The sequence below is a fragment of the Pseudomonas sp. Marseille-Q8238 genome, assembly GCF_965111915.1.
Genome location: NZ_CBCOPI010000001.1, coordinates 3,421,982 through 3,437,584, shown reverse-complemented (window position 1 = coordinate 3,437,584; position 15,603 = coordinate 3,421,982). Strand labels below are relative to the sequence as shown.

14 protein-coding genes are annotated in these 15,603 nt (G+C 62.4%); 11 read left to right on the top strand and 3 right to left on the bottom strand.

Translation table 11 applies throughout. From position 1 onward, the window contains the following. Nucleotides 1–132 precede the first annotated feature (132 nt). The 6 genes from ACWPW0_RS16030 (at nt 133) to ACWPW0_RS16005 (ending at nt 7,200) form a co-directional block, all read left to right on the top strand. Nucleotides 133–2,394, top strand: a complete 2,262-nt coding sequence (locus ACWPW0_RS16030; protein WP_454255837.1) for a FepA family TonB-dependent siderophore receptor — start codon at nt 133–135, stop codon at nt 2,392–2,394. A 90-nt stretch (nt 2,395–2,484) separates the two neighbouring features. Beyond that, nucleotides 2,485–3,984 (top strand): class I SAM-dependent methyltransferase, encoded by a 1,500-nt coding sequence (locus tag ACWPW0_RS16025; RefSeq protein ID WP_454255836.1) that lies wholly within the window; start codon nt 2,485–2,487, stop codon nt 3,982–3,984. After that, nucleotides 3,981–4,883, top strand: a complete 903-nt coding sequence (locus ACWPW0_RS16020) for an alpha/beta hydrolase (protein ID WP_454255835.1) — start codon at nt 3,981–3,983, stop codon at nt 4,881–4,883. Before ACWPW0_RS16025 ends, ACWPW0_RS16020 begins: the two co-directional genes overlap by 4 nt. A 4-nt stretch (nt 4,884–4,887) precedes the next feature. Beyond that, nucleotides 4,888–5,175 carry a DUF3649 domain-containing protein gene (locus tag ACWPW0_RS16015; protein ID WP_454255834.1) on the top strand — a complete coding sequence of 96 codons (288 nt, stop codon included), beginning with the start codon at nt 4,888–4,890 and terminating at the stop codon, nt 5,173–5,175. Then, complete coding sequence (locus ACWPW0_RS16010; RefSeq protein ID WP_454255833.1) at nt 5,172–6,866, top strand: PepSY domain-containing protein; 1,695 nt, start codon at nt 5,172–5,174, stop codon at nt 6,864–6,866. The genes ACWPW0_RS16015 and ACWPW0_RS16010 overlap by 4 nt, the downstream gene beginning before the upstream one ends. Nucleotide 6,867: 1 nt before the next feature. Then, nucleotides 6,868–7,200, top strand: coding sequence for a DUF3325 domain-containing protein (locus ACWPW0_RS16005; RefSeq protein ID WP_454255832.1), 333 nt, complete (start codon nt 6,868–6,870; stop codon nt 7,198–7,200). Nucleotides 7,201–7,274: 74 nt separating this feature from the next. Here the strand turns inward: ACWPW0_RS16005 and ACWPW0_RS16000 are convergent, their stop codons facing one another. Continuing rightward, complete coding sequence (locus ACWPW0_RS16000) at nt 7,275–9,305, bottom strand: TonB-dependent receptor (protein ID WP_454255831.1); 2,031 nt, start codon at nt 9,303–9,305, stop codon at nt 7,275–7,277. 265 nt (nt 9,306–9,570) lie between these two features. Here ACWPW0_RS16000 and ACWPW0_RS15995 point away from each other — a divergent pair, with 265 nt between their 5' ends. Then, a complete protein-coding gene (locus ACWPW0_RS15995; RefSeq protein WP_447592928.1) occupies nt 9,571–10,170 on the top strand; it encodes an acyl carrier protein phosphodiesterase in 600 nt (199 codons plus the stop codon). Between the two features lie 290 nt (nt 10,171–10,460). Here the strand turns inward: ACWPW0_RS15995 and ACWPW0_RS15990 are convergent, their stop codons facing one another. Together ACWPW0_RS15990 and olsB are read right to left on the bottom strand one after the other, a co-directional pair. After that, complete coding sequence (locus tag ACWPW0_RS15990) at nt 10,461–11,237, bottom strand: lysophospholipid acyltransferase family protein (protein ID WP_454255830.1); 777 nt, start codon at nt 11,235–11,237, stop codon at nt 10,461–10,463. A 5-nt stretch (nt 11,238–11,242) separates the two neighbouring features. Then, complete coding sequence (olsB, locus tag ACWPW0_RS15985; protein WP_454255829.1) at nt 11,243–11,998, bottom strand: L-ornithine N(alpha)-acyltransferase; 756 nt, start codon at nt 11,996–11,998, stop codon at nt 11,243–11,245. Nucleotides 11,999–12,135: 137 nt separating this feature from the next. On the opposite strand from olsB, the gene ACWPW0_RS15980 reads away from it, so the two are divergent. The 4 genes from ACWPW0_RS15980 to ACWPW0_RS15965 all read left to right on the top strand — a co-directional run bounded on the left by ACWPW0_RS15980 (nt 12,136) and on the right by ACWPW0_RS15965 (nt 15,541). Beyond that, entirely contained in the window at nt 12,136–13,026 is an 891-nt protein-coding gene (locus ACWPW0_RS15980; protein ID WP_447592924.1) for an acyl-CoA dehydrogenase family protein, read from the top strand. Nucleotides 13,027–13,192: 166 nt separating this feature from the next. Further along, nucleotides 13,193–13,978, top strand: coding sequence for an oxygen-binding di-iron domain-containing protein (locus ACWPW0_RS15975; protein WP_447592922.1), 786 nt, complete (start codon nt 13,193–13,195; stop codon nt 13,976–13,978). Between the two features lie 118 nt (nt 13,979–14,096). Further along, nucleotides 14,097–15,212 (top strand): serine hydrolase domain-containing protein, encoded by a 1,116-nt coding sequence (locus tag ACWPW0_RS15970; RefSeq protein WP_454255828.1) that lies wholly within the window; start codon nt 14,097–14,099, stop codon nt 15,210–15,212. Continuing rightward, entirely contained in the window at nt 15,209–15,541 is a 333-nt protein-coding gene (locus tag ACWPW0_RS15965) for an amidase (RefSeq protein WP_454255827.1), read from the top strand. Before ACWPW0_RS15970 ends, ACWPW0_RS15965 begins: the two co-directional genes overlap by 4 nt. Nucleotides 15,542–15,603: the final 62 nt, after the last annotated feature.

Below are 15,603 nucleotides of genomic sequence, written 5' to 3'. Positions count from 1 at the left end.
TACTTGCAGTTGTGAATATTTATCATTTGCGACGTTCCAAGCGGGACCGCGGATGAGTTGACAAGTTCCATATCCTGGCAGCACTCGTCCCTGTGTCTTTTGTATGTCCGACCCTGCACGGGAGTGTGTGTCATGTGTTCGCGATTCAAGCTCAGCCATCTATCTCTGGCCCTGCTTACGGCTTCAATGCCGTCCATGCTGCTGGCCGAGGAGGTGGATCCGAACAAGGTTCCTGTTGAGTCTTCCGACCTGCCCGTGGCCGGCAGTGAACAAGCCCTGGAGCTTGTCGAGACTCGCGTACTGGGGACCGCTGAGCAGGAGCTGAAGCAGGCGCCTGGTGTCTCGGTGATCACCGCCGAAGACATCAAGAAGCGCCCACCGGTCAACGACCTTTCCGAGATCATCCGCAAGATGCCGGGCGTCAACCTCACCGGTAACAGCGCGACCGGCCAGTATGGCAACAACCGGCAGATCGACCTGCGCGGCATGGGGCCGGAGAACACGCTGATCCTGATCGACGGCAAGCCAGTCAGCTCGCGCAACTCGGTGCGCATGGGCCGCAGTGGTGAACGCAACACGCGTGGTGATACCAACTGGGTGCCGGTCGATGCCGTCGAGCGCATCGAGGTTCTGCGTGGCCCGGCGGCGGCACGTTATGGCTCCGGTGCGGCGGGCGGGGTGATCAACATCATCACCAAGGCGCCGACCAATAAGCACACGGGTACGGTCACGGCGTACACCAACATTGCCGAGGACAATGCCGAGGGCGATACCCGCCGCCTGGGTTTCAGTCTGGCCGGTCCTCTGGTCGATACATTGTCTTACCGGCTCTACGGAAACGTGAACAAGACCGATGCCGATGATCTGTCGCTGAACCAGGAGTTTGCCAGTGGCGTCACCCCGCCAGCCGGTCGCGAAGGGGTGCGCAACAAGGATGTTAACGGGCTGCTGCGCTGGGACCTTACGCCTCAGCAGACGCTGGAACTGGAAGGTGGTTTCAGTCGCCAAGGCAACATCTATGCGGGGGACCGTGCCGTAAGCACCGGCGGCACGACGCTGATCAGCGATCTGGCTGACAGTGGTAAGGAAACCAACATCATGTATCGCCAGTCGGTCTCGGTGACCCATCGTGGCGATTGGGATTTCGGTACGTCGCAGGTGGTGGCGTCTTACGAGAACACCCGCAACCGTCGCCTGGATGAGGGGCTGGCAGGCAGCACGGAGGGCAGCATCAGCACTTCCGATTCAATGTCCACTTCAGAGCTCAAGGCTTTCCGGTTGGCCGGCGAGCTGAACCTGCCGATTGAGGTGGTTTTCAACCAAGTGCTGACCCTGGGCGCTGAAGTTACTCGCGATGAGCTTGATGACCCCTTCTCCATGAGCCAGGGAACAGGCACCGGCGGTGCCGTGCCGGGTGCGGCGGCGGGTACCCGTTCCGGCAAGTCGGATGCTGACAACTATGCGGTATTCATCGAAGACAATATCGAGATAACCCCGGATTGGATCGTGACACCGGGTGTGCGCTTCGACCGGCATAGTCAGTTCGGCAATAACTGGAGCCCAAGCCTGAACAGCTCCTACAAGATCACGGACAGCATCACCATCAAGGGTGGTGTGGCGCGGGCTTTCAAGGCGCCGAACCTGTATCAGTCGAACCCCAACTACCTGTACTACACCATGGGTAACGGGTGCCCGGTCGATTTGCCGAGCTTGGGCGCCGGCTGTTACGTACAAGGCAGCGATGACCTGGATGCCGAGATCAGCCTCAACAAGGAGCTTGGTATTTCCTTCGACAAGGATGGCTGGAACGCTGGGATTACCTACTTCCACAATGATTACAAGAACAAGATCAATGCGGGCATGGACCAGGTCGGTCTGACGAATACCAATGGCCGGATCTTCAAGTGGGAGAACGCACCCAAGGCAGTGGTTGCTGGCTGGGAAGGCAACCTCAACGTGCCGCTGATCGGCACTACCGGTGAGATCCTCAGCTGGAATAACAACTTCACCTACATGAATGAGAACAAGAACAAGGAAACCAGCGAACCCTTGTCCGTGATTCCCAAGTACACCATCAACTCCATGCTCGACTGGGCGGTGACCCAATCGTTGGACCTGTCTTTCAGCATGACCCACTACGGTGAGCAGGAGCCGCGCCAGTTGACGTCACGTGGGGCTGCGGCAGCAGGTGGCGAACTGAAGAAACGCTCGCCCTACACCATCTTCGGCCTTACCGCCAACTACGAGCTGGACGAGACCTGGAGCTTCTCCACCGGTGTCAGCAACCTGTTCGACAAGCGGCTCTATCGTGAAAACAACTCGGGTGGCGCAGGTGCCAACACCTACAACGAACCCGGTCGTGCCTACTTCGCGTCGGTGACCGCATCGTTCTGATCGGCCTCGTTCCTCGCTCGTTCTTCCGGACGAGCAGCCGGCTCCGCCAGGTTTTGCCTGGCGGGGTTTTTTCATGATGGGTTGAACGTTATGACTGCTTGGAACGATGGTTATCTGACCGAGATTGCTTACCCGCACCATGTACATCCGGAGCTGTCCCCGGGCTGGTTGGTGGCGGTGTTGCACGCGCTGGGGCAGCGTGCGCCCAGATTGGACCGTGCCTTTCGTTACTGCGAGCTGGGCTGTGGCCAGGGGTTGAACAGTTTGCTGCTGGCGGCGGCGAATCCTGCTGGGCATTTCCTGGGCGTAGATTTCAATGCCCGGCATATCCAGCATGCTTGTCAGCAGGCGGCAGCAGCCGGGTTGGGCAACCTCGAATTTCGCCAGGCGAGCTTTGCCGAGGTAGCCGATGAGGAGGCGGAGGACGGTTTCGATTTCATCGTGCTGCATGGCGTCTACTCGTGGGTCTCAGCGGATAACCGCGCGGCTGTCCGCCGTTTTGTCGAGCGGCGGCTGAAGCCGGGTGGCGTGCTGTACCTGTCCTACATGAGCCACCCGGGGATGTCGGCGTTCGTGGCGGCGCAACGCTTCCTCTGGCAAACCGCACAAGGTCTCGCCGGCAGCCCGCAGCAGCGTCTGCAGCAGGCCCTGGATGCCTTGCGCCAATGGCAGGATGCTGGTACCGGTTACTTCGTCGAGCATCCCGACGTTGCACGCCGACTTGCCCGTGCCGATGCCGAGGACCTGGCGTTTCTGGCTCACGAACTGCTCTGCGAACACTGGACGCCGCTGCATGCCTCGGAGGTGATCGCCTCCTTCACCGATATAGGCTGTCAGTTCCTCGGCAGTGCTACACCGCTGGAGAACATCGATGCCGTGTCGTTGCCTGGCAATTGCCTGCCATTGCTTGAGGGCCTCACCGATCCAGGCTTGCGCGAAACAGCGAAGGATATGGCGCGTAACCAGTCGCAGCGCCGGGATCTGTTCCAGCGTGCGCCGCAACCCCTCAGCCCCGACGAACACCGGCAGATGCTGCTCGATGGTTGCTGGGCCACGCTGCCCGGCGCACCGCAACCTGGCGGGCTGGCGTTCGATAGCCGTATCGGCCCTGTACAGGGTGATGCACAGCTGTTCTCACCCCTGCTGTCGGCCCTGGCTTCGGGGGCGCAGAGCTTTGCGGAGCTGGCGCGTCATCCTGAATTGAATACCCGCATCGGTGAACTCAGCCCCGCGTTGCAGCTGTTGTTGGGTGAGGGCCTGGCTCATCCGTTGCTGGAAGGAGAAGTGGCATTCGCAAGGTGCCAGGTGCTTAATCGATTGCTCGCCGAGGGTGCCCTGCAAGGAGCCGGCTACGGTCATCTCGCTGCCCCGATTCTGGGGGCGCCGATTGCAGCGGATCTCCTGGAGATGGCTGCCGCAAGAGTGCTGCTGGAACACCCGCAGCTGCGTGGCGAGTTGCTGCACGAAACGGCGCTCGCCTTGCTGCGCCGCACTGGTCGCGCTTGTGGTGAAGAAGAGCGCGTCCGCTTGCGCAGCTTCGAGGCCGAAACGCTCACCCGCTGGCTGCAGATGGGAGTGGTCGGCTCATGAAGCGTTTGTGGTGCCTGCTTGCCTTGTTGCCGGCATTGGTCCTGGGGAAACCTGATCTGTCCCAGCGGATCGGTCCCACATTGGCCGATACCGGTTCGGCGTATTACCGCTTCGAGCACTTCGACCTGGACTCTGCCGATGGCAAGCGCCATTACCGGGTTCATTTGGGTATTCCCAAGCGAGAGGCGCCGCCCCGTGGCTATCCGGCGTTGTACCTGCTCGATGGCAATGCGGTGCTGGCCGCTCTGCGTGAGGAGTGGCTGGCTGACGTCGACCAACATGGGCCGCCGCTGCTGGTGATGATCGGGTACGCCAGTGATCTTCGCTTCGATAGCGATGCCCGCACGTACGACTTCACCCCCTCACCGCATCCGGGTGTACCGCTGTTCGAGGATGATCAGCGGCGACGTCCCGCCGGTGGCGCTGAACAGTTCAGGGCGCTTATTGAGTCGCGGATCAAGCCCGAGGTGGCGCGCCTGCTGCCCGTCGACCGCGAGCGGCAAGGACTGTGGGGGCATTCATACGGTGGCGCGTTCGTGCTCGACACTCTGTTCAATACGCCGCGTTCCTTCCAGCGCTATGTCGCGGTCAGCCCTTCGCTGTGGTGGCAATCCGGGCTGCTGCTGGAGGTCGAGAAGCGTTTGCCTGGCGATGCCGACGCGCGCCTGGCGATTTTGCGGGGCAGTGAGGAAGCGCGTCCCCGCGCCGCCAGTGAGATGCCCTCGGCACGTGCCAAGGCGATGGCGGCGGTGCCGGCGGAAGCCGCCCGCGAGATGGCCGAGCGCCTTGGTGGTTATCCCCATTTGCGGGTCGTGTACCGCGAATTTTCTGGTCTGGGCCACGGCCCGATGTTGTCGGCCGCGATCCTGCCGGCACTACGCCTGTTCATCGAAGAGTAATGCCATGCGTGAAGCTCTACACGTTGTCCCCGTCATTTCACGAATACTGGCTGCCCTGCTGGGTGGCTACGGTTTTACCTACGCGTTCACCGCCTGCCTGGCCCGTCTGCTGCCGCTGACCCCAGGGGATTCGCTTGTGGTGGCCACGCTGCCTTCTTTTCTTATCTACACGCTGGCCATTCTCTGGGTCTTTTGCTGCCGCAGTGCGCTTCAGGCCTGGGCGGGAATGGCGCTGGCCCTGCCATTGGGCGTCATCGGCTTCTGGCCGCAATTGCTGGAGTCATTGGGATGAAGCAGAAAACCGTTACCCAATCCCTGTCCTGGTTGCACACGTGGGGTGGCCTGATTTTCGGCTGGCTGCTGTTCGCCATCTTTCTCACCGGCACTCTGGCGGTGTTCGACAAGGAAATCGACGGCTGGATGCGCCCGGAAATGCCGGCCTACACGGGGGATCAGGTCGAGGCCGCACAACGTGCGCTGGCCTATCTGCAGGTTAACCATCCCGATGCCAGTGCCTGGAACATCGGCCTGCCCACGGAGCGCTCCCCCAGTTTGACGGTATCCGCTGGCGAGCAGCGGCGGGGCGGTGGGCAGTATCTCGACCCACAGACTGGCGAGCGTATCGATGTTCGTGAGACGGCGGGCGGCGGCTTCTTCTTCCGTTTTCACTTCACCCTCAACCTGCCACGCAACCTGGGTATCTGGATCGTCGGGCTGGCAGCGATAGCGATGCTGGTCGCGTTGATCAGCGGCATCGTCATTCACAAGAAGTTCTTCAAGGAGTTCTTCACCTTTCGCCCTGCCAAGGGGCAGCGCTCCTGGCTTGATGCGCATAACGCCACAGGTGTGCTGGTGCTGCCATTCCACCTGATGATCACCTACACGGGGTTGGTGATTTTCTACCTGATCTACATGCCGGCAGCGATGGATGCGCTGTTCGAGGGTGACCGTGACGCCGCGTTTCGCGCGATGCGCGGCGCGCCGGCACAGCAGCAGGCCGAGCGTGGCGAGCAGAGCCCTGTCAGTGCGCGGGGTGAGCAGGCCGGGGAACGTTCAGGTGGTCAGCGCGAGCGTACCCAGGGTGAGCGTGCAGATGGCCAAGGAGAGCGGGCAGGTAACCGTGGGGAAAGGACGGCGAATGCGGGCCGGCCTGGGTCATCGGAATCTGCCCGGCCACTGGCTGAGGCTGCACCCCTGACGGCACTGGGTCCGTTGCTGGCTGAAGCTGAGCGTGCATTGGGGCCGATTGCCGGTCTGTCGATCCAGAACCCTGGACGTAGCGATGCGCGCATCGAGGCTCGCCCGGTATTGGGCAACCGCATCGAGCTGACCAAGGGTCAAAGCATGCAGTTCGATGGGCTGAGTGGCGCGGTATTGCGTGAGCCGGCGGTAAGTCGCCCTAGCCAATTGACGCAGCGGGTCATGGCTGGCCTGCATTTCGCCCAGTTCGGCGGTTATCCGATGCGCTGGTTGTACTTCATCTGCAGCCTGGCCAGTTGCGCAATGATCGCCACCGGCGTGGTGCTGTTCACGGTCAAGCGACGCCGCCGCCATGACAGTGAAGGTGCGCTGGGCGCGTTGCTCTATCACGTCGCCGAACGCCTGAACGTCGCTGTGGTTGCGGGGCTGACGCTCGCCTGCGTGGCCTTCCTGTGGGCCAACCGCCTGCTACCCGTGGAGCTGGCGCAACGCGGTGGCTGGGAGGTGCGGGTGTTTTTCCTGATCTGGCTGGCCAGCCTTGGCCATGCCATTGTCCGTCCCTGGTTACGTGCCTGGCGTGAGCAGTTGGGCCTGGCAGCACTGCTGTGCATCGCCCTGCCATTGTTGAACCTGCAGGGCGTGACGAAGGGCGATTACATCTGGTTGGAAGCAACAGCGGTTGCCATCGGCGTATTGCTCGCCTGGAGCTGCTGGAAACTCGGCCAGCCGCCGAAAGAGCGTCCAGCGCGGCGCGCGGGCAAAACATTGGCGGAGGCCCACTGAGATGAGCATGGCATTGATCGCCGGCCTGCTGCTGGCCTACAGCGGAATGCTCGCCTTGTGCATGGGGTTGGAGCGGCATTACAAACAGGTCTGGCAGCGCGTGCCGGCTAGCACATTGCGTCGGGGGCTGCGCGTTGCGGGCTGGTTGCTACTGGCTGCAAGTTTTGCCGCCAGCGTGCAGGCCTGGGGCTGGGCCATGGGGCCGGTAGGCTGGTTCGGCTTGATCTCCCTGGCGGGCTTGGCGCTGGTTCTGCTGTTGCCGTATGCGCCACGTCTGTCGGTTGTACTGGCGGGAATCAGTTGGCCGGTTCTGAGTGTCGTGGCGCTGTTTTGACGCGCTAGACACGGGCGATGCCGGATGAAAAAAAAGGGGCTCGAAAGAGCCCCTTTTTGTCGGCCGGATAACACTCAGAACGACAGCCGCACTCCCACGCTCAGGTTGCGGCCAGGCATGAGCACATCATCCTTGATGAACGATGTGTGGTTGCGGGCTTTCTCGTCGAGCAGGTTGTTGCCCTTGAGATAGATCAGGTAGTTGGTCGCCTCCATCGAGCCGCTGTAACTGAGGCCTGCACCCAGCAGGTTGTAGCCCGCTGTCTCATCTTCATAGGCAGCCAGGTCGTCCTGGCGCTGCACGCGGGTCAGTTCGAGCTGGCCGTTGAGTGCCTGGGTAAAGGCGTGATCCAGGCGTACGCCCAGCCGGTCGGCAGGCATGCGGGGCAGATCACCCCCACCGTCGCGCAGCTTGCCACGTACATGGTCCCCGAACAGGGTGAAGGCGGTGGCTTGGGTCGCCTGGAAGCGTACCTCTCCTTCGGCGCCGACCAGCACGGCATCCTGCTGGCGGTATTCGATTTCGCGGTAGCCGCCGCCAATGTCATGGCCGGTATCGGCCGCATGGATGAAGTCATCCACCTCGTTGCGGAACACACTCACGCTGAATGTCGTGCGGCCGGCGAACTTGCGCAAGGTGAGTTCGGCGTTGTGCGAGGTTTCTTCGTCCAGATTGGTGCTGCCCAACTCGATGGTGCGGGTGGCCGCATGGGGGCCGTTTGCATACAGTTCTTCCGCCGTCGGCAGGCGTTGCGAGCGCGACAGCGAGAAGCCGAGGGAGTATTCCGGGGCGAAGGTCCAGACCGTGCCGGCGGAGACAGAGGTGCCGCTGTGGCGGGTGTCTTTGGCGCCGGTGGCATCGATATCCTGCCACTCATGGCGCAGGCCCAGTTCGTAGCGCCAGGCGCCGCTGGTGTATTCCTCGAGCAGGAACAGGCCATGGTTACGGGTCAGGGTTGGCGGCACGTAAGCCTCCTCGCCGGATGCTTCGAAATCGCGGCGCAGGGTTTGCGCACCCAGCACGCCACGCCAGCCAAACAGCGGTTTGTGGGTCAGTTCCAGGCGGGCATCGGTGGCGTCGTTGTCGAAGCGGGTGGCGACTTCGCCTTCTTCGATTTCCTTGTGCTGGTAATCGCTATGACCAACGCGCAGGCGTGCCAGCTCGAAACCCGGCAGGGGATCGTTCAACTCGCCACGCAGGTCCCAGCGCTTCTGGCGCATGTCCACATAAGGGATGCCTTCGTGTTCCTCGTCGTCGTGGGCATGACCGTGGCCATGGCCGCCGCAGTGCCAGTCTCCGGGGCCGTGGGTGTGGCAGTCGGCATGTTCATGGGCGAGCAGGCCGTAGCGGATGTTCTGCTCGCCATAGGCCAGGCCGATATAGCCGCGTTCGCCAATGAAGCTGCCGCCCAGGTTGAAGCTGTCGGTGTCGTTGTACGAGCCTTCCTGCTTGCCCGGTGAACCGGGGATTTCATAGTCGTTGGCCTGGCGCTTGGTGCCTTCGGCGCGAACGGCGAAATTGCCGGTGCCGGCGGTGATGCCAAAGACGCCGGCCCCTTCATTGGCGACGCTGTTGGCGCGCAGCTCCAGCTCGCCTTCGTAACCTTTTTCCGGCACGTAGGTGGGGATCTTGCGGTCGATGACGTTGACCACTCCACCGATGGCCCCGCCGCCGTACAGCAGCGTTGCCGGGCCTTTCAGTACTTCGATGCGTTCGGCCAGCAGCGGCTCGCTGGTTATGGCGTGGTCCGGGCTGATGGTCGAGGCGTCGAGCACGTCTACGCCATCGCTGAGCACTTTTACGCGGGCGCCATCCAGGCCGCGAATTACGGGGCGCCCCACACCGGCACCGAAGCTGCTGGAGCGTACGCCAGGCAGGCTTTCCAGGGTTTCACCCAGCGTCGATTCGCGGCGCAGTACCAGTTCGTCACCTTCCAGGACTTCAGCAGGCGTGGTCATTTGATGACGTTTGCTGGCCAGGCCACTGGCGCTGATGACTGACGGCTCCAGTTCCGTCGGTTCGGCGGTCTTGGGCTCAATGGCCCAGGCAGAGGGAGCCAAAGCCAGAGTGACGGCCCAGGCAAGGGGGCGACGGGGGAACGACATGCGTTATCTCCAGAGGGTAAGCGTGATCAGCCCGTATGGCGTGATGACAGTGAATGATTTAAAGATGTTATAACATAACATTTAATTCGTTCAATGTTTTGTCTTTCTCATGCCGATTGGTTCTATGAGAAGAGTCGAGTCACGGCTGTTGGCGTCGCCGATTGAGTGGCTGCAACAATCGTCTTATGGTGGAGGCTGACCCCTTTTGTGGACGCACCATGAAGCTCCCTTTGCTGTTCTGCTCGCTGGCGTGGCGGACTGACCGATGAATTACCTGGCTCACTTGCACCTGGGCGGCGGGCAGCCTCACGAGCTGCTTGGCAGCCTGTATGGCGATTTCGTCAAAGGGCCGTTGCGTGGGGCGCTACCTGAGCCGATCGAGCGTGGCATTCGATTGCATCGGCGAATCGACGCTTTTACCGACAGTCACCCGCTGACCCTGCAGGCACGCGCGCGTTTTCCGGTCGAACGACGGCGGATGTCCGGTGTGTTGCTCGACCTGTTCTTCGACCACTGCCTGGCCCTGCACTGGCAGGATTATGCCGATGAGCCCCTGCAGGCCTTCACGGCGCGGGTCTATGGTGTTCTGGAGCGAGAGCCCGCACTGCCCGAGCGGCTGGCCCGTATCGCCCCGCGCATGGCAGCACAGGACTGGCTGGGCAGCTACCGGGATTTCGCGGTGCTGGAACAGGTGGTGTGGGGCATGAGCCGGCGCCTGTCGCGGCCGCAACTGCTGGATGGTGCCATGGGCGAGTTGGAGCGTCTGTATGAACCACTGAGTGAGGACTTTCGCCAGTTCTATCCCGAACTGCAGGTATTTGCCGGTGATGCGACGCGTATCGAGATCGATGGAGTCTCTCGCTAGGACCTGTTTACGCCTCGCTTTAACTCGTTGAGCCGGACGGGCATGCATTCGCGGTTCAGCCCTTCAAGCGGGCTTCTTTGAGGCAGTTGCGGACGTTCGACTTTTGAGTTTAATGACGCGTCAGTTGGTGGGCTGAAGCCCACCCTACGCGGGGTTCGGTTTCGGTAGGGTGGGCTTCAGCCCACCAATTGCGGTGTCCGCTTGTGCCTCGGTGCGGCCATTCATGTCGAAACATCAACGGACCCTGGCGCCTGCTTTCGGCCTTCCTGCCACAGCGTCAGCCCGATGGGCTACGCCGCTTGTCGTGGCTGTTCTGCGGGCTCGCCAAACAAGGCGCTCTGTACCGCCCGTTGTGCTTGGCGGGCGAGGGCATTGCGTTCCAGACCCTTGCTGGCGATCGGTGTGAGCAACTGGATGCATACCGTGGCGCGCTCGCTGGCCATCAGACGTAGCAGGTGTGAGGGCAGGTCGTCCTCACCGATAAAGGGGGCGACGAGATCCGGCTGGCCGGCGCGCAGGTAGCGGATGGCTACCGGTTGAACCGCAACGCCGGCTTCGATGGCGCCTGTCAGCAGCCGCCCATGAAAGGTGCGCACCTGCTGGCCATCGGTGGTGGTGCCTTCGGGAAAGATCAGCACCGGATGTCCGGCGTGCAAGGTGCGCTGTAGCTGCCGCGCGAGCACAGTGCTGTCGCCCGAGCCTCGGCGAATGAACAGCGTGCCGGCCTTGTGGGCGAGCCAGCCGGCCAGCGGCCAGGTGCGCACTTCGGCTTTGGACAGGAAGGACAGCGGCGCCAGTGCCCCCAGCAGCGGGATATCGGTCCAGGATACATGGTTGCTGACCCACAGCATCGGCTCGCTGGGTACCTCACCTTGCACCTCGACATCGAAGGGCAGGGCGTTGCTCAGGCGCCGCAGAAACCAGGACGTCAGCGTCTGACGCAGGCCCAGCAGGTCGTTGCGGCGATTCAACCATTCAAGCAGGCCGACTCCGGCCGCGAGCAGCGCACCGAGCAACAACACGGCGGCCAGTCGCAGCAGGCGCAGATAGAGACGCAGTCGCGGCATGCAGCTTACACCGCTGCCTTGAAGTGGCGGGCATAACGCGGGCAGAGCTCGTCGCGCTTGAGCAGGATGAACACATCCGCGACCTGGAAATCCTGGTCCCAGCACGGTTCGCCGCAGATCTTCGCGCCCAGGCGCATGTAGGCCTTGAGCAGCGGTGGCATTTCCGCGATGACATTGCCTGGCAGGTCCAGCGTGGGCAGCGGGTGTTTCGGTTCGGCACGCAGGTGTTCGGTGCACAGGTAACGTTCACGCAGGCGCTGCATGATCGCCTGGGCCTGGATGCCGCCGTCCTGCATCGGGATGCTGGCGCAGCCCATCAGGTAGCGGTAGCCGCCTTCATTGAGGACCTCGGCCAGTTCGCTCCAGAGCACGGCGATGGTGCCGCCGTTACGGTAGGCTGGATCAACGCAGGTGCGGCCGATTTCCAGCACCGGGCCCTCGAGGTGCGCCAGGCCGTGCAGGCTGAATTCCTCTTCGCTGTAGAAGCGTCCGAGGCTGGCGGCGGCACGATGATCGAGCAGGCGCGTGGTGGCGACCAGGCGGCCGCTGTTCAGATCGCGTACGCCAATGTGCTGGCAATGCAGGTCGTAGTCATCCATGTCCAGGCCTAGTTCGGCGCCATTGAGCCTGGCGTCGAATTCACGACTGAACACACTGAAGCGTAGAGCCTGAGCCTCACGCAGGGCAGTGGCACCGACCAGGCGTTCGGCCTGCAGGCGGCGTGCGGCAGCGTTATCGAGGGTGCGGACGATCGTGGTCATCGGGTAGCCTCCGTAAGCCGGCCTGGAAGAAGTTGCGGCCGGTCGACCTTGTTGGGCAAAGTCAGGCTAGGTAGAAGCGGTGTCACCTCCATGAATGTTTGGTGATGCTTGTGTGACAGTCACCGAGGAGAACCCCCATGCCCTGGCAAACCCTGCTGGAAACCCGAGAGCGCCTGCCCGTCATGGCGCTGGATGATTGGTATGCCGCCCTGTTGCAGCAGGTGGGGGATGCCACGCCTTTTGCCCTGGCGTTGCTGGGCGGGCGCCTGGCAGCCACACCGGGCCTGGCATTTCTGGCGGGCTATCAGGGCGCCCTGCGCGCGCTGTGGCCGGCAGCACCGCGCAGTCTGGGCGCCTTGTGCGTAACGGAAAATCGCAGTACCCGACCGGCAGACATGCAGACACGGCTCGACGGTTTGCAACTGACCGGGCGCAAGGACTTCGTTACCGCCGCCGAGGCCGCCGACTGGCTGTTGGTAGTGGCGCGAGCCGAACCTGACGGGGCATCCCCGCAGGTAGTGCTGGGCGTGGTGCGCAACGGCGATACCGGCGTGCGCATCGAACCCTTGCCGGCGCTGTCGCTGATGCCGGATGTCAGCCATGGTCGCCTGCATCTGGATGGTGCCACCTGCGAGCGGCTGGCGGGTGATGGCTGGGATGCCTATGCCAAACCGTTTCGCAGCATCGAGGATTTGCACGTGCTGACGGCGCTGGTTGCCTGGCTGTATGGCGTTGCTCAGGAGAGTGGCTGGGCTCAGACCCTGCAGTTGCGTGTGTTGGGTTTGCTGACCGGGTGTGCCGAGGTCAGTCGCCTGCATGTGAACGCAACCTCGACCCATGTGCTGCTGGCCGGATTGTTTGCACAGTTCGCTGCACTACGACCCGAGATCGATGCGGCGATGGCCGTTGGGCCGACGCAGTGGGCAGCGTTGTGGCAGCGTGATTGCAACCTGCTCGACCTCGCCCGAACCGCGCGGGAGAAACGCCTGAGCAATGCCCTGCACAGTCTGGGCTTGGCGTCTGGTTGAGCGGAAACAGTTGAGGAGGGGCGATAGGAAAATGGTGTGCTGCTTCGATAACCTCACGGTATCCAGCAGGCGAAGCTGGCCTGCATGCAGCCCTGTTTGATCCAGGTCAGTAAGCCGCATTGGTGCTTCGCTTAAGCTCGCTTCGCGTTCTTCCTCAGAGGTTTTCATGCGTCGCGAGCCCATCGTGCTGTTCGATAACGGCAGCCACCAATGTTTGATGTTCGATGACCTGGTCAGCGGCGAAGGTGTGCAGTCCAACCAGTTTCTCATCACCGATCATGAGCAGACCCTGTTGCTCGATCCGGGCGGAGATCTGACCTACACGCCTTTGTCCCTCGAGCTGTCCAAGCACATCTCGGTGCAGGCGCTGACCTACATCTTCGCTTCGCACCAGGACCCGGACATCATCGCCTCGCTGGACAAATGGCTACTGCATACCCGCGCCCGGGTGATCTGCTCAAAGCTGTGGGCGCGCTTTCTGCCGCACCTGACCGCCAACTACCTGTCCCTGAGTCATGGCATCAACACCTACGACCGCATCATCGCGCTGCCGGATCGCGGCCAGTCGTTCACCCTCGGCAAGAACAAGCTGGTGGCGGTACCTGCGCACTTCCTGCATTCGGTGGGCAACTTCCAGCTCTATGACCCGGTGAGCAAGATCCTGTTCTCCGGCGACATGGGCGCTTCGCTGGTCGACGATGCTTCGCCCGTGGTCGATTTCGTCAACCATATTCCCAGCATGGCTGGCTTCCACCGACGCTACATGGCCTGCAACAAGGTCTGCCGCATGTGGGTGAAGATGGTGCGGGAAATGGATGTGGCGATGATCGTGCCGCAGCACGGCCGGCCCTTTGTCGGTGAGGCCATGATCGGCGCCTTCCTCGACTGGATCGAGAACCTGGAGTGCGGTCTGGACCTGATGACCCAGCAGGACTATCGCCTGCCGGATTGAATGGTTTCAGGGCCAGCGGCAGGCGCTGGTCCAGTCCTGCAGATGGGCCGGTTTGCAGCTGTTATCGGTCATCGCCGACATGCTAGGGTTCGCGCTTCACTGCTAGCGAGAGCGCCCCATGCCCCTTGTCCTGCTGCGCTGCCTGACTGTCGGCGCCTTGTATTCCCTGTTCGCCAGCTCGCTGCTGGCAGATACCTGGCCCGCCGCCGACTGGCAGACGCAATTGGCGCCGAGCACCCCGGCTGTCGAGGCGCTGCAGGCCTATGCCTTCCCGGCTCGTGATGACAGCGGGCGCAAAGGTGTGCGTACCGACGCGTTGCTGGTGGTCCGCGATGGCGTGGTGGTGTACGAGCATTATGCGGCGCCCACCACGGCGCAGACGCCGCACCTGCTCTGGTCGATGAGCAAGAGTCTGTTCGCCAGTGTCCTCGGCGTGGCGTTCGCCGAGGGGCATTTCCGTCTCGATGATGCCGTGGCCAAACACTACGCGCCTTTCTCCAGCCATCCCTCGGTGAAGATGGGCCACCTGCTCAACTGGGCATCGGGGCTGGGCTGGCAGGAAGACTACGAATACGCACCGCTGAAGTCCTCGGTGGTGGCCATGCTCTACACCCGTGGGCGTGGCGATATGGCCGCCTTCACCGCCAGTCACGGTCTGGATGCTCTGCCCGGTGCGCGTTTCCGTTATTCCAGCGGTGACAGCAATGTACTGGCGGCTGCGCTCAAACAGATGCTCGGTGATGAGCGTTATCGTGACTACCCCTGGACGGCCCTGTTCGAGCCGCTGGGTATTACCTCTGCCGTCTGGGAGCAGGATGCCAGTGGCACTTTCGTTGCGTCTTCCTATGCCTACATGACTACGCGTGATACGGCGCGCGTCGGTCTGCTCATGCAGCGCGACGGGCGCTGGGGCGAGCGCCAAGTGCTGCCGCCGGCATGGGTGGCATTCAATCGGACGCCATTTGCCAACTATCATGCCGATCCGCAGAAACCGAATAACGCTGTTCCAGGTGGTCAATGGTGGCTCAACAGCGCATTACCTGACTCGGCCAAGCCCTGGCCAGATGCCCCGGAGCAGACCTTTGCCGCCTTGGGGCATTGGGGACAGGCGTTGTATGTGTTGCCGGAAGAGAAACTGGTCATCGTGCGTTTTGCCGATGATCGTGACGGCAGTTATCAGCACAACGAGTTGCTCAAGCGTGCGTTGGCCGCCTTCGCGGGAGAACAGCCATGATCAAGCGTCATCTGTTTTTGAGCGTGTTGTGTCTGTTGGTGCTGGCTATTGCCGTGTGGGGCTGGAACAACCGTGAGCACCTGGCGGCGTTTCCGGGCATCGTTGGCGCCTATTCGGCCAAGGAGTATTGCTCGTGCCGCTACGTGGTCGGCAACCCGGCCGACTACTGCGCTGGCTATGTCAAACAGTACCTGCCGCTGAGCGATTTCCTCGATGACAGTGCCCATAAACGCGTGACCGCGCGTGGCTTGGGTAGCAGCCAGACGGCTGCCTGGCTGGGCCAGAGAGCGGGCTGTCAGTTGCAGCCGCAGGCCGACCCCTTGCCTTGACGGTTGCTTTGAAAGCGCGCTGGCGGTTTGCAATCCCGGCGTGGCTCGCTATCGTTGCGGTC